Genomic DNA, 18,935 nt, shown 5'->3' on the forward strand with positions numbered 1-18,935 from the left:
GCCCACTGGACTTCGGTCCAGTGGGCTTTTTTCATTTATAGCGAGCGGCAATCGCTCGCTCGCACACCGCACAGACAGCGACTGCTCTCTCGGTCGCGTCTCTCATGTCGTCCGAGAGTGGCAACGCTCTCGTCGAACGCACCGGTTCCGCCGACACCACTCGCGTTCGACCGTGACGGTGTTTCGACGGGACCCGGGCGGCCGTTCGGCTCGAAACTCGGCGAAATCGACAGACGAAGGCCCGATTTCGAACACGTTGATTGGGGTGAAATTCAGCGAAAACCGGGGTTACGATTCTCCCCTTTTACCGTATCAGGGTTAGAAGGGAGGGTTGCATGCGCGGCAGCAAACACCTCACCGTAGTCATGGTCGTTGCGATGCTCGCCGTCGCGATGGTCCCCGGGACCGTCAGTGCAGCGAGCACCGATGCCCTCCAGGTCGGCGTCACGCAGGACGCCGACACGGGCGACGCGACAGTGACCGTGACGCGGAACGAGACGGCCGTCGAGAACGCGACGGTCGTCGTCGAATCGAGCAGTAACTACTCCGGGAACGGAACGTACGCGACGGGTGCGAACGGCACCGTCGACCTCCCCAATCCGCAGGAGCGTGTGAACGCGACGTTCACCGTCACGGAGGGGAACAACACGACCACCGCGTCAGCCGTCCTCGTCCCGCTCGACGAGTCCCTCGATATCTCCGTCGAGGTTGACGACGCCAACGACACGGTCGTCGCCACCGTCACGCAGGACGGAGAACCGGTCGAGAACGCGTCGGTTCAGGTCAACGGGACCGATTACGCCGACAACGGGACGTACGAGACGGATGAGAACGGTACCGTCGAGGTCGCCGAGCCGACGACCGCGACGAACCTGACGTTCGTCGCGACGGCCGACGGCCTCTCCGCCGAGACGACGGTCGCCGTGGAGGCTGACGACCTCGACGTCGCCGTCTCGCAGGACGAAAACGAGTCGGTCACCATCACCGTGACCGAAGACGGCGAACCCGTCGAGAACGCCTCGGTCGCGGTCGAGGGCAACTACACGGACGCGGGCGAGTACGAGACGGACGCGAACGGTACCGTCGAACTCACCGCGCCCCTGCAGACTGTCACGGTCGACGTGACCGCCGAGTACGACGGCCTCAGCGTCGAGACGACCGCCACCCTGCAGGGAGAGGTCGCCGAGGACGACCCGTTCGGCCAGCTCGTCAGCCGGTTCGTCGAGCGGCTCAAGGACACGGGCGGTGACGGCCCCATCGGACAGGCCGTCTCCGACTTCGTGACCGAGAACAACCCGGGTAACGCGGACGACAAGCGTCCGGACCACGCTGGCCCGAAGAACAGCAGCGATGACGCTGACGGCGAGGAGGACGCACCCGGAAACTCCGGCAAGGCCAAGAACGGTAGCGCCGGTGGCCCGCCGGAGCACGCGAACAACGACAAGGCGAGCGACGAAGACGAACAGCAGACCGCCGAGACTGAGGAGACCGACGAAGAGGAGACCGACGACGACTCGGACGACGAGTCAGAAGACGATGACGAGTCCAACGGTAATGGTAACGGCAACGGTGGTGGCCCGCCGGAGCACGCGAACAACAACTAACTAATCGAACACGGGTTCCCACGCATCAAGCGTGGGTTTGGGTTTCACCCTTCGCACGCGCCCGGGCGGGTACTGTGGACAGAGGCACCCCCACATCTCTTACGTCCCCGACCGTGGTTGTCAGAGCACGACGGTCGGGCTACTCACTCGCCCGACGCGACTTTTTCTGTGGAAACGTCACCGAGCGCGCCGACGAGCGCCGGGTCGACGTCGAACCGTCGAACCGCGAGCCGTGCGCCTGCGACCACGAGGTCGTCGTCGACGCGGGCGGGCGCGCCGCTGGGATACCACGCCGAGTCGTCGGACGCGCGGACGCTCGACTGGAGCGACTCGCGGAGCCGACGATGTGCGAACAGCGTCGAGACGAACGCGAGCGACGCCGCGAGTGTCACGCCGCCGCCGTCGAACCCCGTCTCGGTCGCTTCCGTTCTGGCCGTTTCGAGCGCACCGGCGACGGCGAGCGACTGTCTCGCGTGGTCGCCGTCGGTGAGCGCGCGGCTAAGCGCGGCGTCCTGAATCTCTCGAATCGCGCTTGCTGTCGTCGGGTCGGTCATCGGAGGAGAGACGGAGTTAGCTCACGCCCCGTCGAGCGGCGGCACGCGGAGCGTGTGGTCGACGACGGTCTCGTCCGGTCGCAGCGTCACCGTCCCGAGGAACACCGTCTCGCCCTCGGCGGCGTTGGTCGCGACGGTCTGAAGCGTCGCTCGCTGGTCGAGTTGCTCCCAGGTGACGCGCTCGACGAGGCGCTGGAACGCGTCGGGATCGGTCCACCCCGAATCGATATCGGACGGGACGTTGACCACGAACCGAAGTTCGGTCTCGGCGACGTGGATGCCGACGCGAAACGTGTCCGCGTCGATCGAATCGTCCGGCGAGGGCTCGGTGGCGGCCGCGTCGGAGTCCGTGTTCGACGCGGGTGCGGTTTCGCTCGCCGTCTCGTCGGGGTCGGTCATGCCCGGCTGTCGGAGACGTGGAGACAAAGATGCACCGGACGTGAGCCGAAAGGCGAACCACGAGCGTGCATCGTCGCCGACTCCCCGGCGTGGCCCGGCTACCGCGTGCTGCGAACCCGGCGACGAAGCCGCATCTCCGGCACTCGAACCGGGGCGTTGTGCGCGGAGAATCGCTCTCCTCGGCCCCGGAAGCGTGCGAATATCACGCATGCAGAGACGAACGTCGAACGGTTATTAGCGTTCGAGACACCAGTCCGACCAACGAATGAGTTACAAGATCGGTCTCGTCGGAAAACCGTCCGTCGGGAAGTCGAGTTTCTTCAACGCGGCGACGATGAACGACGTGCCCGAGGGCGCGTACCCGTTTACGACCATCGACCCCTCCATCGGCGAGGCGTACGTCCGCGTCGAGTGTGCGGCCCCGGAGTTCGACGAGTCGTGTACGCCCTCTGTCGGCTACTGCGACCACGGAATGCGATACGTCCCGGTCAAACTCGTCGACGTGGCGGGTCTCATCCCCGGCGCGCACGAGGGGAAAGGGCTCGGGAACCAGTTCCTCACCGACCTCAACGAGGCGGACGTGCTCGTCCACGTCGTGGACTTCTCCGGTGAGACGGACATCGAAGGCGAGGCGACGGAGGGCCACGACCCCCGAGAGGACATCGACTTCCTCGAGAACGAACTGGACATGTGGTACCTCGGCGTCCTCGAGAAGGGCATCGACCGCTACCGTTCGGGCTACCACGGCGAGGACAAAGACGTCGAAGTCGACCTCGCGGAGCAGATGTCCGCGTTCAAGACGAACAAAGACGAGATCAAGCAGATCATCCTTTCCCTCGGCCTGGAGCTCGACCCCGACGAGTGGGACGACGCGGACAAGGAATCGCTCGCCCGCGAGATTCGAAAGCGGACGAAGCCCATCATCATCGCGGCGAACAAGATGGACAAGCCGGTCTCCCAGGAGAACTACGAGGAAATAACGGCCGACGCCGACTACGAACACCTGACGTTCGTCCCGACCTCGGCGCACGCGGAGAAGGCGCTGAAGAAGGCCGACGAGGGCGGCGTCGTCGACTATCGCCCCGGCGACGACGACTTCGACATCGTCGGCGACGTGAGCGACGAACAGGAGGCGGGCCTCGAACAGATTCGCGAGTTCGTCGCGGAGTTCGGCGGCACGGGCGTCCAGCAGTCGCTCGAAAACGCGCTGTTCGACGTGATGGGTGCCATCGCTATCTTCCCCGGGAGCGCGAACGGCAAGAGCGACTCGCAGGGCGTCTTCCGCGACTGCTTTATCCTCCCCGAGGGCTCGACGACCGAGGACTTCGCGTACCACCTGCACTCGGACATCGGCGACGGTCTCCTCCACGGCATCGACTGCCACTCGAAGCGGCAAATCGGCTCGGACCACGAACTCGCGCACCGGGACGTGGTCGAAATCGTCTCGACGAACTGACTCTCTCGGACGCCAACCGCAACACCGTTATATCCGTGGCTGTAGGACCCGGGTATGGGTGAGGCCGAAACGACGGCCGCGACACTCGACGTCGAGATTGGGGGTCTCGGCGGCGAGGTGACGCTGGCCGACTTGTTCCCGTCGTCGTGGGTCGAGTCACATTGTCAGGCGGCATCGATTAGTGAATTCCTCGAAGAGAGCGGTTTCGCGGTCGCAGACCAGGAGTCCTTCGAGTCGATACCGGCCCACGAGTTGGACCGGTACGTCGACGCGAACACCGAGTTCGACGACTGGCAGGAGATGCTCTCCGCCGGCGTCGAGCGCTACGTGCTCGAACAGGCGGGGTCCGACGGCCCGGCTGCCGACGCGGCCGCCGAGGTTGACGACGTCGGCGAAGTCGAGGCGGTCGAGGGGAGCGACTCGGCGGAAACCGAGACGGAAGACTCCCTCGAAGCCGGCGTCTGAACGCGGGTGACGGGCCGGGAGATGGGAAGGAACCTCGGCTTAGGTAGTGCTGTTCTGTCCGGTGTCTTCGACGAGCGCAGCGCCGCGAGCGAGCGCGTCGTCCCACCAGTCGCATTCCCGAGCGTCGGCCACGGACAGCGGTGCTGCGGGTTCTTCGGGTCGCTCGCCGAGGTCGAGACTCCACCACTCCACGTCGTGCCACGCGTCGTGTTTGTAGCCGACGCGCTCGAAACGGCCGACGCGCTCGAAGCCGAACGACTCGTGGAAGGCGATGCTCGCGGGGTTCGGGGTCGTGACGACGGCGACGGCAGAGACGTAGCCCTGCCGTTCGAGCAGGTCTAAAAGCGCCGTGTAGAGGCCGCGGGCGACGCCCCGGCGCTGAAAGTCCGGATGGACGTAAATCGAGGTCTCGACGGCCCACTGGTAGGCGATGCGCTCTCGAATCGTCCCGGCGTAGGCGTAGCCGGCCACCTCGCCGTCGAGTTCGCAGACGAGCCACGGGTAGTCGGTCTTCTTCTCCAGCTTCGATTCGAGGTCCGCGACGCTCGGCGGGTCGTAGGCGAACGAAATCGCGGTGTCCTCGACGAACGGCGCGTAAATCTCCCGAATCGCGGGGAGGTCGGACGCCGTCGCCGTGCGGAGGCGGACAGTCATGACTCAGGAGGGGTCACGCGGAGAGAAAGATGCGACGATGGCGGCCGGTCTCGCGGGTGATTCGACTCGAGGTCGAACCGGCGCTCAGTCGCTCGTCGGCGCCGCGTCGAGGCCGTCGGCGACCGCCCGCGCCCGCTTGCGGATGTCGTCGGCGTCCGCGCGGACGTGTTCGCCACCATCGTAGAGCACGTCGCCGTCGACCATGGTGAACACCACGTCGTCGCCGTGGGCGGAGAAGACGAGGTGCGAAAGCACGTCGTGCATCGGCGTCGCGCGGGTGAGGTCGGTGTCGATACCGACGATGTCGGCTTTCCACCCCTCACGGAGCGCGCCGACCCGGTCGAAGCCGGCGGCCTTCGCGCCGTTTCGCGTCGCCATCTCGAAGACGGTCGCGGCCGGCGTGCTCGTCGAGTCGAACGAGTCGACTTTCTGGAGGAGGCTGGCCTGCCGCATCTCGGTGAAGGGGTCGAGCGTGTTGTTGCACGGCGGGCCGTCGTTGCCGAGGGCGACGTTGATGCCGCGGTCGAGGTAGTCCGGAATCGGCGCGATGCCCGACGCGAGCTTCATGTTCGACGACGGGCAGTAGGTGACGTGCGTGCCGGTCTCGGCGAGCACTTCGCGCTCGGACTCGTCGGTGTGGACGCAGTGGGCGAGCACCACGTCGTCGCCGGTGATTCCAACCTCGTCGAGCCAGTGGATGTTCCGCATGCCCGTCTCCTCCTCGACGGTGGCGATTTCGTCGCGGTTCTCGCTCGCGTGGGTGTGGATGCGGACGCCGTCGTACCGGTCTGCGAGTTCGCGGACGCCCCGCAGACACGCCTCCGAGCAGGTGACGGCGAACCGCGGCGTGACGGCGTACTGGATACGCCCGCCGAAGCCGTCGTGGTAGCGCTCGATGAGACGCTCGGACTCGGCGAGGCCGGCGTCGGTGTCTTCCTGTAGTCCCTCGGGCGCGTTCGTGTCCATGAGCACCTTCCCGATTCGCCCGCGGATGCCCATCTCGCCCGCCGCCTCGAACGCCTCCTCGGCGTGTCGAACCGAGAGGTGGTCGACGACCGTCGTCGTCCCGGACTCGATACATTCGAGGTAGCCGAGCTCGGCGGCGACGCGCATCCCCGCCGCGTCGAGGCCGGCTTCCATCGGAAGCACGTGGTCGAAGAGCCAGTCGAGAAGCGACGTGTCGTCGGCGATACCACGTCCGAGCGACTGTACCGAGTGGACGTGCCCGCCGACCAGCCCCGGCGCGATGACGTCGAACTCGCGTCGCTCGTGGCCCGGATACCGCTCTGTCAGGGTAGCGCGCCCTCCGACCGCGACGATGCGGTCGTCGTCGACGACTACGGCTCCCTCTTCGATGATAGTGGACGCGTCGGCGACCACGGTTCCCGCGAGTAACATCCTCGTGCGGGTAGACGACCGGGCGTGAAATAGGTGGTGACCCGGTCGCCGTCCGAGGTTGGTTGGAGTGAGCTTGCGGTCGGTGGCGGTGTGGGTGGTCGGGACCGGTTCTCGCGGGGCGAGCGGACCCCGCGTCACTCCGACTCTTGTTCCGTCCGCAACTTCCCTCACAATTCCGCTAGTATATGCTAACCAGTTCCGGCCCGAGCGGTATCGCTCCAGAAATACTCGGATAGGACTCCGAACACGCATGGGTAAGATTAGTACATGCTAAGTCAGTTCGCGACAGAGCGGAGACCGAATGCGCGAGTTCGAATTCGTCGTTCGCTTTTCCGAGGGCACCGACGAGCTGATGGACCTGTTTCACGAGTATCCGAGTCTGCGCTCCCGGTCGTCGGTCTGTTCGTCCACGGAGGACGTGATGTGGCGGGTCGACCACGTCGTCGGCACGCCGGAGGCGCTGTCGGCGTTCGAGGGGGTGTTCCTCGACGAGACGCGGTGCAACGAGTGTCTCGACGCACCCGACTGCCACACTCACCGCGACTACCACGTCCTCGACCGGTCGGACAACTCGATGACCGTCTACACCTACCGCGAGGAGGTGAGCAACTGCCACTCGATTCCGCGGTACGTCCTCGAACACGTCGGACCGGGCGTCATCTTCGAGTCGTCCCGCCGTGCGGGCGCGTACCGCTGGCGCATCCTCTACCCCGGCGACCACCCGCTCGGCGAACTGTACGAGACCATCGAGGCACAGCTCAGGGAGGGGCTACAGCTGGACGTCGAACACCTCACGAGCGCGGGCAACTGGGACGCCGAAGCACGTATCGCGGCCGACCTCTCGTCGGCTCACTGGGAGGCGCTCGAAACCGCCGTCGAACACGGCTACTACGAGCGGCCGCGAAAAGTGACCGTCGAGGACCTCAGCGAGGTGCTCGACGTGCCGCGCTCGACGGTCCAGTACCGACTGCGAACCGCCGAAGACCTCGTGATGTCGAAACTCGGCGACCGGAATCGGTAAGGAATCGACGCCGCTCGGAAGCGAACGCTCGCTGTCGCTCGCGGTTCAGGGTTTGAGAGAAGTGCTCCGTCAGGGATTCGAACTCACTCGCAACGCGTCGCGTTGCTCGCTGCTCGAACCTTTCTGTCGCATTTCGGACCAGAACACGCTCGCTGTCGCTCGCGGTTCAGGGGTTGAGAGAAGTGCTCCGTCAGGGATTCGAACCCTGGTCATCACCGTGAGAGGGTGATATGATTGGCCGGACTACACCAACAGAGCACGTTGGTACATCCTTTCGTATTGCTCGTGATTGTAAAAGGTTGTCGCTTCAAATCGGGTATGATACCGACTGCCGTGTTGCGATTAGACGACCTGCTCGCCCTCGCGATACACCTGCTTGACCGTCCGCCACGCGCCCGCGTCCTCGCTCGGGTCGGCGTCGAGGACGACGAGGTCCGCGACGTAGCCCTCGGCGACCTTCCCCACGTCGTCCAGTCCGAGCAGGTCTGCGCCGCCGACGGTCGCGGCTTCGAGGGCCTCGGCGGGCGACAGGCCGTACTCGACGAGCAGGTCCATCTCGCGGAGCGCGTTCTCGCCGTGGTCGTTGAACGGCGTGCCCGCGTCGGTTCCCATGGCGATTTTCACGCCGGCGTCGAGCGCGTGTTCCCACGCGCCTTCGAAGCGCTCCACGGCGTCTTCGGCTTTCGCGACCGCCTCGGGCGGGATGCCGGCTTCGACGCCCGCCTCGACGATTTCCCGGACCGCCGAGGCCGTCGGGACCCAGTACGTACCGTGTTCGACCATGAGCGCCGCGGCCTCTTCGTCCATGAACATCCCGTGTTCGACGCTCGAAATCCCCGCGCGGACGGCGTTCTTGATACCTTCCTCGCCGTGGGCGTGGGCCGCGGTCGGGACGCCCTTCGCGCTCGCGGCGTCGACGAGGGCGCGAATCTCCGCCTCCGTGAACTCGGGCGCGCCCGTGACCGCGCCGGTGGTGAGGACGCCGCCGGTCGCCATGCACTTCACCACGTCGGCGCCGCGTTTCAGTTGCTCTCGGGCGGCCTTGCGGACCTCGGTCGGGCCGTCGGCCTCCCGACCGAACCAGTGGCCGTGGCCGCCGGTCATGGTGATGTTCTCCCCGGCGGCGAGGACGCGCGGCCCGTCGAGTTCGCCGTCGGCGACCGCGGCCTTCGCGCTCGTCGCGAGGTCGCCGGGAGAACCGAGGTCGCGGACGGTCGTGACGCCCGCTTCCAGCGTCTTCCGGAGGTTGGCCGCGGCTCGATAGCAGGCGCGTTCGACCGGCTCAGACTGGTAGGCCGCCACGTCGGGGCGGCCGTCCATCATGAGGTGGACGTGTGCGTCGACGAGTCCCGGCGCGACGACCGCGCCCGAGTGGTTCCGCGTCTCGCCTTCGGTCTCGTCGCCGACGGACGCGATGCGCCCGGTCGACTCGTCTACCACCACGTTCGCCTCGCGGGCCCCGTCGGCGTCGACGACCCGCACGCCGGTCAGCGTGAACATGGGTCTCTCAACCGAGCCAGACGACGTAAATCCGCGGGTGTCGGCGAGGCGGAACCGCTCGACTGCGGGGCGTTCGAACGCTACGAAAAACGGACCGACTCACTCGGAAACGACGTCGCCGACGGTGACCGCGTCGCCGACAGACAGCGTCTCGCCCCACGAGGACTCCGGGACGGTGGTGTTGACCATGAGCCGGAAGTCGTGGTCGAACCAGTCGCCGCCGGACCACTCGGGGAGCGTCTCGCGGCGCTTCCTCATGAGCGTCGTCCGGAAGTCGGGCGTCTGCTCGCCCGTATCGGGGTCGCGGCTCGGAACGACACAGCGCTGGCAAGGGTTGACGCCCTCGAAAGCCACCCCGCCGATAGTGAACTCGACGACCGTCCCGCGCCGGTCGAACAGGTGGTCCTCCCAGAACGGCTCGGCCGCGTCGAGGACGAGGTTCGGCCGGAGGCGACGGCGCATCTCGTCGGCGTCGACGCCGTCGAACCACGAGGCGACCGCGTCGAGCGTCCCCGTCGAGATAACCGTCGGGCCGCTGGCCTCGGTGTCGTCGGGAAACCCGCCGGCGGGGTCGCGTCGGAGTTCGACCGGGTAGCCGAAGTACGCCGAGAGCCAGTCGTCGGCCTCGGCTATCGGGCCGTCGTAGTCGGTCATCTCGGGGGCCGAGAGTTCGACCGTGCCGTCGTCGAGCGAGACGGAACTCCGGATGCCGTGGACCGCCCGCTCGCGCTTCCCGTTGACGTACTCGCCGTCCTCGTCGAAGATGGCGTACTCGCGGTCGCCGCGGAGCCCGCCGTTCTCGACGATATCGGCGGCGTCGACGAACTCGGCGTCGAGCGACTTCACGGGGTAGACCGCGATGCGGTCGAGCGTCACGGCCGCCGCGCCGGCGGTCGCGCCCGCTCCCGAACCCGCCGATTCCGACGCGTCCGCGTCGGTCGTCTGGACGCTATCGTCGGTCGGGCTCCCGTCTGTCATCTACTCCTCGGCTTCGTCCGCGTCGTCGTCCTCTCCTTCCGTCGCGTCGGCGAACAGTTCGGCGATGGTCTCCTCGTCGACGATTTCGTAGCCCGCCTCGGAGACGGTGACGAGATTCAGCTCGTCGCTCTCGATTTCGTCGTCGGCCGCGACGAGCGCCTGGACGGCGAGCGCGAGGCCGTCTTCGAGCGACAGGTCCTCGGCGTATCCGTCTTCGAGGGCGGCCTGCACGTCTTCGCGGTGCCCGCCGATGGCGACCGCCTTCCACTCTTGGGGCGTCCCCGACGGGTCGGTCGCAAAGAGGCGACCCGAGCCGTTCTCGACGCCGCCGATGAGGAGCGACGCGCCGTACGGGCGGGTGCCGCCGGACTGCGTGCTCTCTTGGATGTTGTCGGTGATGGTCTTCGTGAGCGTCTCGACGCCGATGGGCTCGCCGTAGCGCAGGTGCTCGCGCTGGGCGGTCGTCCGCGCGAAGTCGACGAGCTTCCGCGCGTCGGCGACGTGGCCGGCCGTGGCCGCGCCGAGCGCGTCGTCGAGCTTGTGGAGCTTCTCGATGCTTTCGGCTTCCATGAGTTCCGACGGGGTCGACCGGAGAGCGGCCAGAACGACGCCGTCGGCGGTACGGACGCCGAGGACCGGCGCGCCGCGCTTGACGGCCTCGCGGGCGTACTCGACCTGATAGATGCGTCCGTCGGGAGAGAAAAGCGACGTACCGCGGTCGTAGGCCTGCTTGTCGTTTCGGTTCATCGTGCGACCTCCTCGCTCGCGTCGGCGACGTTCGTCATTACTCCGTGGTCAGTTCCGGAGGCGGAAAAAGCCTCCACACCCGGCATCGGTGTGGGGGTAACGTTCGAATCGCCGCGAAATCCGACGATTCCCGACGAATCGAGGGCTGGAAGCCCCGAACTACGCCTCGACCACGTCCGCGTCGGGCGCGTTCCGCTTCACGCTCTCGATTCCCTGTTTCGCCTTCTGTTTCGACGCGTAGCCCTCGCCGGAATCGGCGAGGATGTTCCCGTTGTCGTGGACGAGTCGCCACCGGTACTTGTCCGCCGCGTCGACGAACACCTCGAAGTGCGCCTTGCTCATACTCGGACACTGTTGTCAGCAAACAAAAGTGTACCCGCCAAGACGGGATTCGAACGCCGACTTACGCCGCCTCGGGTTCGAGCGCGTCGGCGTCGACCTCCAACAGTCGTTCCTCGCAGTCGTCACAGCGGACGACGAACACCTCCCACGACCGGCAGCACGACTCGGCCGTCTCGGAGCCGAATCGAACGTCCCCGCCGCAGGCCGGACAGCGGTCGAGGTAGATGCGGAGCCCTCTCGCCAGCGCGCTCCGCTGTTCGCCCGTCAGGCGGTCCCAGTCGTCGAAGCGGCCGCCGAGGGCGGCGTCGGCGGCCACGTCGGCGACGAGCGCGGCGCGCGACTCCCACGTGCCGACGGTGGTACCGTCGACGACCGCGACGAACCACCGGTTCCGAGACCGGGATTCCAGCGAGATGTCGTCGGCGTCGAGGCGGGTGAGATCGGCGAGTCGCCGTCGAATCGTCGCGTCGTCGGTGCGCTCGATTTCGTCGTTCCACGCCGACTCGAACGCGGGGTCGAGGCGCAGTTCGTCGCCGCTTTCGTCCCAGTCGAGCGCGCCGGCCTCCAGGAGCGACGACTCCACGTCCAACTCCTCGGCAGACTCGCCGCCCTCGTCTAACTGGCCCGCCTCGACCTCGTCGCTCGGCGACTCGGCGTCAGCGTCGTTCTCCGTCGCCGGCGCGGCCGGCGCGGACCCGACGCGGGTCGGCGTCGGTTCCTTGTCGAACCACCGGAGGACCCGGTCGGGGAAGTACGTCTTCGTGAGCGTCGGCGTGCCGGGAATCAGGTAGCCGCGGAAGTAGATGGCCCCCGCGAAGACGGCGAACGAGACGAGCGCGAGCGGCGGCCACGCGACGCCGAGCAACAGGCTCAACGCGGCGGCGATGACGACGTTCACGACGGTACACGGGGTACACCGGTTCTCGCCGGTGTACTCGGGCTGACGGAGTCGGTCTGCGAGTGTCGAGGCGGTCATAGCGAGGGAAACTACGTTCCCTGTTATGAGGACTCACCCGTCAATAAACCTACCCGTCATCTGCCACGAATCGCGCGGACACTCCGCGCCGCGGATGTCCCGCCGGTCTCACAGACGACTTGCAGACGAACGTGTCAGTCGGCGACGACCCTTCCGATAGCACGCGTCACGCACTCGCTTATCGCTCCGTGGCGCGTGTATCGAGTATGGCTTCGTACTCCGCTGTCGCCCTTCTCGCGGTGTTCTTCGTCGGGCTCGTCGTCGGTGCCGGCGTCGTCGTCTACTCGCTTCCGACGGAGACGACGACCTCGCCGACCAGTTCGATGACCACCGCGACCGGCTGTCTGCTCGCCGACGAGACCGCGCCCAGTTCGTGGGTCGGTCGGATGCCCGCCGGCGAGCAGACGACCGTCGCGTTCAACCGGACCTTCACGCACGACGCGCCGAGCGTCGTCGTCCGCGGCGAACTCGACACGGCCGAAGACGGCGTCTACGTCTACCGAATCACGACTGCACCCGACGAAGACGGCGAAAAGGAGCCGTCAGACGACTGCGTGCCGCGCACGACGCTCGACGCCGTGGTCTCGGTCCCCAGCGACTACGACTCGGTCACGGTCACCTTCGACGGCGAGGAGATGGTCCGGTTCGAGGGCGGCGACTCGTCACCGCTGTTCCGGACGCTCGAAGACTGAAGAGAGTAGGTGAAAACGGGGACCGAACGGAGAACGGCGAATCTCAGCGCTTCGGCCGCTTGAACACGAGCGCCGTCTGCCCGCTGTTCGCGCCGGCACCGCGCGAGTCGGAAATCGTGTCCACGAGCTCCCAGCCGTCGCCGCCGAGGGAGTTGAGGGCGTCTTCCATCGGGGAGGTATCGCCGCTGAACAGGCCGCCGTCGGCCGTGCGGACGATTTTGTACTCCCACTCGCTCGAGTTAGTCATCGGATTCCTCCGTGCCGCGGTCGGCTGCGTCGGGTTCCCGGCGTTCCCGGCGCTCGTACGTGACGAACGAGAAGCCGTCTCGGTCGTCGCGGTCGGCCTCGACCCACCCTTCGCGGTCCCACTCGGGGAACCGCGTGTCGCCCTCGTGGGTCTCGTCGAGTTCGGTGCGAACTAGCCCCGCGGCGCGGTCGAGGAACTGCTCGTAGACGGTCGCGCCGCCGACGACGTACACCGTCTCGACGCCCATCTCGTCGGCCGCGTTCTCGGCGGCGGCGACCGCCGATTCGACCGAATCGACCGCCTCAGCCCCCTCGGGGAGGTCGAGGTCGCGGGTCGTCAGAACGACGCTGTGGCGGTCCGGAAGCGGGCCGCCGAGCTGGCGGGCGATGCTCTCGTAGGTCTTGCGGCCCATCACGACCGGGTGGCCGGTCGTCGTCCGCTTGAAGTGCTTCAGGTCCTCGGGAATATGCCACGGCATGTCGCCGTCGCGGCCGATGACGCGGTTGTCGGCGACGGCGGCGACGAGGACGAACCGGACCGCGACGTCGCCCCCGGTTCCGGACCCAGCGGGCTCCTCGCCGCTCATTCGGCCACCGCGAAGCGAATCCCGTCGGCGGGGTCGTAGTCCCGGAGGACGATGTCCTCGAACGAGAGGTCTTCGAGCGGCACGTCGGCCACGTCGAGCGTGGGGCGCTCGCGGGGTTCGCGCGAGGCCTGCAGGAGCAGTCCGGGAACGTGGTCGTAGTCCTCCTCGCCCTCGGCCTCCTCGGGTGCCGCGTCGAGGAGCCACTCGCGCACGTCGAGGTACCCTTCGGGGGAGTCCACGTCGGCGAGGCGGGACTGGAGTTCGTCGAGGTGGTCGCCGTACCACGCGCCGCGCTCGCCGGTGCCGCAGTAGACGTGGGCGTCCACGATGGTGTGGGCGAACGACCCGAGTTCGAAACCGGCGCGCTGGGCGACGACCTGCGCGAGGATGGCGTACGCCGCGAGGTTGAACGGGACGCCGAGCGCGATGTCGCCGGAGCGCTGGGTCAGATGGAGGTTGAGTTCGTCGCCCTGCACGTTGAAGACGAAGGTGTAGTGACACGGCGGGAGCGTCGAGACGGCCGCGTTCGCGGGGTGCCACGCGTTGATGACCAGCCGGCGGGAGTTCGGGTTCTCGTCGAGCGTGTCGAGGACGTACGCGAGTTGGTCGAACGTCCCCTCGTCGTTCATCCAGCGGTGGTCGTCCTCGGGCCACGCCTCGCCTGCAAGCCCTTCCTCGGGGACCGGATAGCGTCGCCAGAACCGGCCGTAAGCCGTGTCGAGATGGCCGTCGTCGTCGGCCCACGCGTCCCAGATGCCCGTTTCCTCGCGCAGGGTGCGGATGTGTTCCTCGCCGGAGAGGTACCAGAGGAGTTCGTGGATGAGGGAGTTCCACCGGAAGCCCGAGAGGTCCTTGGTCGTGAGGAGCGGGAAGCCCTCCTGCAGGTCGACGGTGTAGTGCTTCGAAAAGCCCGAGATAGTGTCGACGCCCGTCCGATTCGGTTTGTGTCGCCCGGTTCCGAGAACGTCTGTCACGAGGTCGAGATATTGGCGCATGAGAGGTGCCCTGGTTGGATGTTGGTCGTCGTCGGCCCCTCTAAACCCTACCGTCCTCGGCCCGGATTTCCGCAGCGCCCACAACACGGAATAGCCCGCTTTTCGTACCTGTGCCCATGATTCGCAACCTCGCGCAGGGAATCCGGGTCTTCACGAGCAACGCCTTTCTCGTCGACGGCGAGACCACCGCGCTCGTCGACGCCGGCGCGAACTTCGACGTGGTGCCCAAAATCCGCGAGTTCACGGACTCGCTCGACGCGGTGTATCTGACCCACACCCACCCGGACCACATCGGAAACGTCGACGCCGTCCGCGACGCGTTCGACGTGCAGACGTGGGGTTACGACACCGGAAACCTCGCCGTGGACAAGCGCATCGACGACGGCGAGCGCATCCAAATCGGCGACGACGTGTACGAGGCGGTCCACACCCCGGGACACAAAGACGACCACCTGTGCTTTTTCTCTCGCGGGGCGGGCGTCTGCTTCGCGGGCGACCTGGTCTTCGCGAACGGCGGATTCGGCCGAACCGACCTCCCCGAGGGCGACCGCGGCGCGCTCGTCGAGAGCATCGACCGCCTGCACGAGATCGTCGGGGACGACCTGACCGAACTCCACACCGGTCACGGGCCGAGCGTCACCACTCGCCCAAAAGACGACATCGACCTCGCGGCGAAAGCGGCGCGGACGAGGTGAGTCGCCGAAGCGACCTCGCCGCCGGCTCGTCGTCCCGTTACGCCTCGCCAACTCGTTACGTCGCGGTGAACTACCCCACCCTACCGCGCGTCTTGCGACTCGCGCTTGAGGGTGGGGCTTCCTGTTTCAACGACGCGCTTTGCAGGAACCGAACTGGTTCCCGTAGGGAGCGCAGTCTTCACAGGCGTTGATTCGGAGTATCCCACTCCTATATTTTCGAGGCCGCGAGAAAGAATGTTCCACGCCGCGTTCGCGTCCCTGTCCGCCTCAAACCCGCAAGCAGGACAAGAATGTTCACGCACCCACAACGGCTTCTCCGTCGAAACGCCACACGCCGCACACTCCTTGGTCGTCCCTCTCGGGTTGACCGCCGCGAAGTGCGTCCCCACGCGCTCGCACTTGTATTCGAGCAATGAAATGAACGTTCGCCACGCCGCAGACGCTGTGTTGCGGCTGTTCGACGGACTTTCCATCATCCCCTTCACGTTCAGGTCTTCGACCGCCACGAGGTCGTACTCCCGAGCGTAGTAGTTCGAGAGTTTGTGCAAGAAGTCGCGGCGCTTCCGTCGGAGGTTGGCGTGACACTCCGCTACGCGCCGTCGTTGCTTCTCGTAGTTGTTCGACCCGTGTTGCTTCCGCGAGAGTTTCCGTTGTTCGCGTTCCAAGCGTTCACGGCCGTCCGAGAGGTCGAGCGACCCCACGGCGGTCCCATCGGTATCGTGAGCGTACTTGAGAATCCCTACGTCGATACCGACGCAGTTCTCGGGATTCTCAGGCGGTTCGGGTGGTTCACGGTCCATTTCGACGCCGAACGTGGCGAACCACTCGCCAGTCGGTTCCTTCTTGACCGTGACCTGCTTGAGCGTGGCGTCGTCCTCAGAAATCAGAGATTTCTGATGGGCTGCACAAGAGCTGTCGCTCTTGTGAACGTCGGGGATGGCGCGGTGGAGCCGAATCGGTATATCCGCGAGCTTCGAGAGTGACAGGACAGTCTGACCGCCCTTCTTGTCGAGCTTGAAGCCAGACTGACTGTACGTGAAACTGCGGAACTCGCGTGGCGGCTTCCACTTGAGTTGACCGACGCCGTAGCCGTTCTCCTTGAGTGCAGAGAGACCTTTGACGTTCTGCTCGATTCGCATGACCGCCGTTTGCAGAACTGTCGAGTACACGTCCGAGAGGCCATCCCACCACTCTTTCAGGGACGGGATTTCGTCTCGGATAGACCGAACACGCTGATTGAGTGTCCCTGCATCTTCGGGGATTTGGTCGAAGCGGTAGAGTGCGTGATTGTACAGTTGCCTACAAATGTCTCGGTGGCGGTCCAACTCCTCGCGGTGGGCGTTGGACGGCTTGAGACGGTACTTGTAGGCGTAGTACATCCGTTACTCGTGTTCCTCGATATGTTCGTCCAATTTGTCTTGGACGAATCGAGAGAGGTTCAGGTAGTTGTCCTGAATCCACTCTTCTTGGTCGTCGCGGATGGAGATGTTCTTTCGCGTTGCCACACTCTAAGTTACACAAGTTGTGTAAGTAAGTGTTTTGATTGCGTGGGCCTGTGGGCCGAGCGTCGGACGTGCAAGCAACTCGTGCGGCGCTGTATCCCCTCCCTAGTCACTCGCTTCGCTCGTTCGTTGAGGAAGGGGGCTTAGCGCCTACTTTCAGCTAACTCGTTCTACCGACTCGTGTAGCCGCCGTCGACGGTGAGCGCCTCGCCCGTCGTGAACGACGCGCCGTCGGAACAGAGCCAGACGACCGCGGAGGCGATTTCGTCGACGTCGCCGAGGCGGTTCATCGGGTGGAGCGACTCGATTCCCTTCCGCGCCTCGGGGTCGTCGAGGCCGCCTTCTCCGAGTAGTGGCGTGTCGATGAAGCCCGGACACACCGCGTTGACGCGGACGCCCTGCTCGGCGTACTCGATGGCCGCGCTCTTCGTCAGTCCGAGGACGCCGTGCTTCGCGGCGACGTAGTGGCTCGCGTTCGCGAAGCCGACCTTTCCGAGAATCGACGCCATGTTGACGACGACGCCCCCGCCGTTTTCGAGCATCGCGGGAATCTCGTGCCGCATCGACCGCCAGACGCCGTTGAGGTTCACGTCGATGACCTGTTGCCACTCGTCGAACGAGAGGTCGGCGGCCGGTTTCTGCGCGCCGCCGATGCCCGCGTTGTTGCAGGCGAAGTCGAGTCGGCCGTACTCGGAGACCGCCGTCTCGACCATCGCGGCGACGGCGTCGCCGTCCGTCACGTCCGTCTCGACGAACGTCGCCGTCCCGCCGGCCTCCTCGATGCGCGCGACGGTCTCTTCGCCGCCCTCGACGTCCACGTCGGAGACGACGACTCGCGCACCCTCCGCGGCGAACGCCTCCGCCACCGCGCGGCCGATTCCCGAGCCAGCACCAGTTACGACCGCGACTTCGGTGTCGAATTGAGCCATAGTACGCTATAGTCAACAACCACCTGACAGATAACCGTTTGTGCGACTCTCAGGTCGGGAGAACGTCGCGACGCCGACCGGCGCGGTGGGTTCGTGGCGGCGGTTACTCCTCGTCTTCTTCGGGGACGGCGTCCGGGTGGAGGCCGAAGTAGCCCGGCTCGTCGCTCCGGGGGTCGTTGATGACGAAGTCCTCCTGGTTGGCGACGATCCACGGGATGGTCCACTGAACGATGCGGTTTTCGGTCTCCTCGCTGAGGTCGTCCTGCGGGGACAGCCCCTGCATCAGGCGGGCGATTTCGCCCACGGTGTACATGTAATCGGGGTCGAGGATGTCGGCGGGTTCGTACAGGAGATACCCGTAGAGGGTTTCGAACTCGTCTTTCGGCTTGGGCATACTCACGCTTCTCGGTCGACGGGCAAAACCCCGACGACCGCGGGCAGCGAGCGGCCGGCGGCGTGCTGGTCGACGGCGGGCGTCCGTCGCCCGTGCGACCGCCAGCGACCTCATGAGTAGGCTTATCAGGCGCGACGCGAGACCCGAAGCGATGAGCGACGCCGCTGCACGACTGGTTGAGACCTTCCGAGACTTCGGTGGGGACGACCTCCGAGACCTCTGGGTCTTCGACCACCACGGCTACGAACACCTCTATCTCCGGGCGGACGTCTCGGACGCGCTCGAATGCCTCGACATCTCCCGATTCATCGACAACGAACGGTTCGGCTACATCACGAGAGACACCTACGAGACGCTGTACTACGCCGACTACGGCTACACCGTCCGCGGATTCGACTCGTTCGAGCAGTTCCGAACGTTTCTCGGCGACCGTCCCGTCGGCATCTTGGCCAGCTTCGACCGCGGCACCGACGGCCGGGATTTCGCCGCCCTGAACGACCGAGTCTGCGAGCTGAACGAGGCGTTCGACGGAGCGGAACTGTTCGATGACGCGGCCGCCGGCGACCGACAGTCCTGAGAAGGCGACCGTACCCGCGAGAGACGACCCTCAGCACTTGGTTCGACGCGGAGAGCGCCGCCGCTGGCGACGTCGCGTCCGAAAGAAAAGTCGGGATGTACCGGGTCTACTCGAAGAGTTCGACGGCTTGGTCGTAGCGGGCGGCGGGTTCGTCCCAGTCGACGACCTCGAAGAACGCGGAGACGAAGTCGCCGCGGGCCGGGCCGTAGTCGTGGTAGTAGGAG

General features: G+C 66.1%; 24 protein-coding genes and 1 tRNA gene. 7 read left to right on the forward strand and 18 right to left on the reverse strand.

Going from position 1 to position 18,935, the window contains the following annotated elements:
• Positions 1-335: 335 nt before the first annotated feature.
• Positions 336-1,604 carry a hypothetical protein gene (locus C457_RS11260; protein WP_049913558.1) on the forward strand — a complete coding sequence of 423 codons (1,269 nt, stop codon included), beginning with the start codon at positions 336-338 and terminating at the stop codon, positions 1,602-1,604.
• Positions 1,605-1,747: 143 nt separating this feature from the next.
• Here the strand turns inward: C457_RS11260 and C457_RS11265 are convergent, their stop codons facing one another.
• Together C457_RS11265 and C457_RS11270 are read right to left on the reverse strand one after the other, a co-directional pair.
• Positions 1,748-2,158, reverse strand: coding sequence for a hypothetical protein (locus C457_RS11265; RefSeq protein ID WP_008094738.1), 411 nt, complete (start codon positions 2,156-2,158; stop codon positions 1,748-1,750).
• A 21-nt stretch (positions 2,159-2,179) separates the two neighbouring features.
• The gene (locus C457_RS11270) at positions 2,180-2,557 is read right to left on the reverse strand and encodes a hypothetical protein (RefSeq protein WP_008094740.1); all 378 of its coding nucleotides are present in this window, start codon (positions 2,555-2,557) and stop codon (positions 2,180-2,182) included.
• Between the two features lie 265 nt (positions 2,558-2,822).
• Here C457_RS11270 and C457_RS11275 point away from each other — a divergent pair, with 265 nt between their 5' ends.
• Together C457_RS11275 and C457_RS11280 are read left to right on the forward strand one after the other, a co-directional pair.
• Positions 2,823-4,013, forward strand: coding sequence for a redox-regulated ATPase YchF (locus C457_RS11275; RefSeq protein WP_008094741.1), 1,191 nt, complete (start codon positions 2,823-2,825; stop codon positions 4,011-4,013).
• Positions 4,014-4,067: 54 nt separating this feature from the next.
• The gene (locus C457_RS11280; RefSeq protein WP_008094743.1) at positions 4,068-4,478 is read left to right on the forward strand and encodes a hypothetical protein; all 411 of its coding nucleotides are present in this window, start codon (positions 4,068-4,070) and stop codon (positions 4,476-4,478) included.
• A gap of 39 nt (positions 4,479-4,517) precedes the next feature.
• Here C457_RS11280 and C457_RS11285 read toward each other — a convergent pair whose 3' ends face one another.
• Together C457_RS11285 and C457_RS11290 are read right to left on the reverse strand one after the other, a co-directional pair.
• Positions 4,518-5,132, reverse strand: a complete 615-nt coding sequence (locus C457_RS11285; RefSeq protein WP_008094746.1) for a GNAT family N-acetyltransferase — start codon at positions 5,130-5,132, stop codon at positions 4,518-4,520.
• Positions 5,133-5,216: 84 nt separating this feature from the next.
• Positions 5,217-6,530, reverse strand: a complete 1,314-nt coding sequence (locus tag C457_RS11290) for a 5'-deoxyadenosine deaminase (protein ID WP_008094747.1) — start codon at positions 6,528-6,530, stop codon at positions 5,217-5,219.
• Positions 6,531-6,831: 301 nt separating this feature from the next.
• On the opposite strand from C457_RS11290, the gene C457_RS11295 reads away from it, so the two are divergent.
• Positions 6,832-7,551, forward strand: a complete 720-nt coding sequence (locus C457_RS11295) for a helix-turn-helix domain-containing protein (RefSeq protein WP_008094748.1) — start codon at positions 6,832-6,834, stop codon at positions 7,549-7,551.
• A 183-nt stretch (positions 7,552-7,734) separates the two neighbouring features.
• Here the strand turns inward: C457_RS11295 and C457_RS11300 are convergent.
• From C457_RS11300 to C457_RS11325, 6 genes are all read right to left on the reverse strand, one after another.
• Positions 7,735-7,809: transfer RNA gene (locus tag C457_RS11300), tRNA-Glu, on the reverse strand.
• A gap of 84 nt (positions 7,810-7,893) precedes the next feature.
• Complete coding sequence (locus tag C457_RS11305) at positions 7,894-9,051, reverse strand: metal-dependent hydrolase family protein (RefSeq protein ID WP_008094749.1); 1,158 nt, start codon at positions 9,049-9,051, stop codon at positions 7,894-7,896.
• Positions 9,052-9,150: 99 nt separating this feature from the next.
• On the reverse strand, positions 9,151-10,029 hold the full coding sequence (locus C457_RS11310; RefSeq protein WP_008094750.1) for an MOSC domain-containing protein: 879 nt from the start codon (positions 10,027-10,029) through the stop codon (positions 9,151-9,153).
• Entirely contained in the window at positions 10,030-10,776 is a 747-nt protein-coding gene (psmA2, locus tag C457_RS11315) for a proteasome subunit alpha (protein WP_004974258.1), read from the reverse strand.
• Positions 10,777-10,935: 159 nt separating this feature from the next.
• The gene (locus C457_RS11320) at positions 10,936-11,118 is read right to left on the reverse strand and encodes an HVO_2922 family protein (protein WP_004974266.1); all 183 of its coding nucleotides are present in this window, start codon (positions 11,116-11,118) and stop codon (positions 10,936-10,938) included.
• A gap of 61 nt (positions 11,119-11,179) precedes the next feature.
• Positions 11,180-12,094 (reverse strand): hypothetical protein, encoded by a 915-nt coding sequence (locus C457_RS11325; RefSeq protein ID WP_008094751.1) that lies wholly within the window; start codon positions 12,092-12,094, stop codon positions 11,180-11,182.
• Between the two features lie 206 nt (positions 12,095-12,300).
• On the opposite strand from C457_RS11325, the gene C457_RS11330 reads away from it, so the two are divergent.
• Positions 12,301-12,786: a hypothetical protein gene (locus C457_RS11330; RefSeq protein WP_008094752.1), complete on the forward strand. Its 486-nt coding sequence runs from the start codon at positions 12,301-12,303 to the stop codon at positions 12,784-12,786.
• A 43-nt stretch (positions 12,787-12,829) separates the two neighbouring features.
• On the opposite strand, the gene C457_RS11335 is transcribed toward C457_RS11330, so the two are convergent.
• Genes C457_RS11335 through thyA form a run of 3 tightly spaced genes read right to left on the reverse strand, consistent with a single transcriptional unit; the run spans position 12,830 to position 14,614 of the window.
• Positions 12,830-13,033, reverse strand: coding sequence for a DUF4177 domain-containing protein (locus C457_RS11335; protein ID WP_008094753.1), 204 nt, complete (start codon positions 13,031-13,033; stop codon positions 12,830-12,832).
• Positions 13,026-13,619: a dihydrofolate reductase gene (locus C457_RS11340; RefSeq protein WP_008094754.1), complete on the reverse strand. Its 594-nt coding sequence runs from the start codon at positions 13,617-13,619 to the stop codon at positions 13,026-13,028. Before C457_RS11340 ends, C457_RS11335 begins: the two co-directional genes overlap by 8 nt.
• Complete coding sequence (gene thyA, locus C457_RS11345; protein ID WP_008094756.1) at positions 13,616-14,614, reverse strand: thymidylate synthase; 999 nt, start codon at positions 14,612-14,614, stop codon at positions 13,616-13,618. The genes C457_RS11340 and thyA overlap by 4 nt, the downstream gene beginning before the upstream one ends.
• Before the next feature lie 116 nt (positions 14,615-14,730).
• Between thyA and C457_RS11350 the strand changes: the two genes are divergently transcribed.
• Positions 14,731-15,309: an MBL fold metallo-hydrolase gene (locus C457_RS11350; protein ID WP_008094757.1), complete on the forward strand. Its 579-nt coding sequence runs from the start codon at positions 14,731-14,733 to the stop codon at positions 15,307-15,309.
• Positions 15,310-15,389: 80 nt separating this feature from the next.
• Here the strand turns inward: C457_RS11350 and C457_RS11355 are convergent, their stop codons facing one another.
• The 4 genes from C457_RS11355 to C457_RS11365 form a co-directional block, all read right to left on the reverse strand.
• On the reverse strand, positions 15,390-16,688 hold the full coding sequence (locus C457_RS11355) for an RNA-guided endonuclease InsQ/TnpB family protein (RefSeq protein WP_008094758.1): 1,299 nt from the start codon (positions 16,686-16,688) through the stop codon (positions 15,390-15,392).
• Between the two features lie 3 nt (positions 16,689-16,691).
• Positions 16,692-16,814, reverse strand: coding sequence for a hypothetical protein (locus C457_RS21050; RefSeq protein ID WP_008094759.1), 123 nt, complete (start codon positions 16,812-16,814; stop codon positions 16,692-16,694).
• Between the two features lie 167 nt (positions 16,815-16,981).
• Positions 16,982-17,740: an SDR family oxidoreductase gene (locus tag C457_RS11360; protein WP_008094760.1), complete on the reverse strand. Its 759-nt coding sequence runs from the start codon at positions 17,738-17,740 to the stop codon at positions 16,982-16,984.
• Between the two features lie 103 nt (positions 17,741-17,843).
• Positions 17,844-18,134: a DUF5827 family protein gene (locus C457_RS11365; protein ID WP_008094761.1), complete on the reverse strand. Its 291-nt coding sequence runs from the start codon at positions 18,132-18,134 to the stop codon at positions 17,844-17,846.
• A gap of 151 nt (positions 18,135-18,285) precedes the next feature.
• On the opposite strand from C457_RS11365, the gene C457_RS11370 reads away from it, so the two are divergent.
• On the forward strand, positions 18,286-18,711 hold the full coding sequence (locus C457_RS11370) for a DUF7522 family protein (RefSeq protein ID WP_008094762.1): 426 nt from the start codon (positions 18,286-18,288) through the stop codon (positions 18,709-18,711).
• A 106-nt stretch (positions 18,712-18,817) separates the two neighbouring features.
• Here C457_RS11370 and C457_RS11375 read toward each other — a convergent pair.
• A partial coding sequence (locus C457_RS11375) for a superoxide dismutase (protein WP_008094763.1) occupies positions 18,818-18,935 on the reverse strand: 118 nt, incomplete at its 5' end.

Source organism: Haloferax prahovense DSM 18310 (assembly GCF_000336815.1).
Taxonomy (GTDB): domain Archaea; phylum Halobacteriota; class Halobacteria; order Halobacteriales; family Haloferacaceae; genus Haloferax; species Haloferax prahovense.

Bases quoted from the DNA above. Each gene is read 5' to 3' on its own strand.
- C457_RS11260 (WP_049913558.1), top strand. From the start codon at position 336: ATGCGCGGCAGCAAACACCTCACCGTAGTCATGGTCGTTGCGATGCTC.
- C457_RS11265 (WP_008094738.1), bottom strand. From the start codon at position 2,158: ATGACCGACCCGACGACAGCAAGCGCGATTCGAGAGATTCAGGACGCC.
- C457_RS11270 (WP_008094740.1), bottom strand. From the start codon at position 2,557: ATGACCGACCCCGACGAGACGGCGAGCGAAACCGCACCCGCGTCGAAC.
- C457_RS11275 (WP_008094741.1), top strand. From the start codon at position 2,823: ATGAGTTACAAGATCGGTCTCGTCGGAAAACCGTCCGTCGGGAAGTCG.
- C457_RS11280 (WP_008094743.1), top strand. From the start codon at position 4,068: ATGGGTGAGGCCGAAACGACGGCCGCGACACTCGACGTCGAGATTGGG.
- C457_RS11285 (WP_008094746.1), bottom strand. From the start codon at position 5,132: ATGACTGTCCGCCTCCGCACGGCGACGGCGTCCGACCTCCCCGCGATT.
- C457_RS11290 (WP_008094747.1), bottom strand. From the start codon at position 6,530: ATGTTACTCGCGGGAACCGTGGTCGCCGACGCGTCCACTATCATCGAA.
- C457_RS11295 (WP_008094748.1), top strand. From the start codon at position 6,832: ATGCGCGAGTTCGAATTCGTCGTTCGCTTTTCCGAGGGCACCGACGAG.
- C457_RS11305 (WP_008094749.1), bottom strand. From the start codon at position 9,051: ATGTTCACGCTGACCGGCGTGCGGGTCGTCGACGCCGACGGGGCCCGC.
- C457_RS11310 (WP_008094750.1), bottom strand. From the start codon at position 10,029: ATGACAGACGGGAGCCCGACCGACGATAGCGTCCAGACGACCGACGCG.
- psmA2 (WP_004974258.1), bottom strand. From the start codon at position 10,776: ATGAACCGAAACGACAAGCAGGCCTACGACCGCGGTACGTCGCTTTTC.
- C457_RS11320 (WP_004974266.1), bottom strand. From the start codon at position 11,118: ATGAGCAAGGCGCACTTCGAGGTGTTCGTCGACGCGGCGGACAAGTAC.
- C457_RS11325 (WP_008094751.1), bottom strand. From the start codon at position 12,094: ATGACCGCCTCGACACTCGCAGACCGACTCCGTCAGCCCGAGTACACC.
- C457_RS11330 (WP_008094752.1), top strand. From the start codon at position 12,301: ATGGCTTCGTACTCCGCTGTCGCCCTTCTCGCGGTGTTCTTCGTCGGG.
- C457_RS11335 (WP_008094753.1), bottom strand. From the start codon at position 13,033: ATGACTAACTCGAGCGAGTGGGAGTACAAAATCGTCCGCACGGCCGAC.
- C457_RS11340 (WP_008094754.1), bottom strand. From the start codon at position 13,619: ATGAGCGGCGAGGAGCCCGCTGGGTCCGGAACCGGGGGCGACGTCGCG.
- thyA (WP_008094756.1), bottom strand. From the start codon at position 14,614: ATGCGCCAATATCTCGACCTCGTGACAGACGTTCTCGGAACCGGGCGA.
- C457_RS11350 (WP_008094757.1), top strand. From the start codon at position 14,731: ATGATTCGCAACCTCGCGCAGGGAATCCGGGTCTTCACGAGCAACGCC.
- C457_RS11355 (WP_008094758.1), bottom strand. From the start codon at position 16,688: ATGTACTACGCCTACAAGTACCGTCTCAAGCCGTCCAACGCCCACCGC.
- C457_RS11360 (WP_008094760.1), bottom strand. From the start codon at position 17,740: ATGGCTCAATTCGACACCGAAGTCGCGGTCGTAACTGGTGCTGGCTCG.
- C457_RS11365 (WP_008094761.1), bottom strand. From the start codon at position 18,134: ATGCCCAAGCCGAAAGACGAGTTCGAAACCCTCTACGGGTATCTCCTG.
- C457_RS11370 (WP_008094762.1), top strand. From the start codon at position 18,286: ATGAGCGACGCCGCTGCACGACTGGTTGAGACCTTCCGAGACTTCGGT.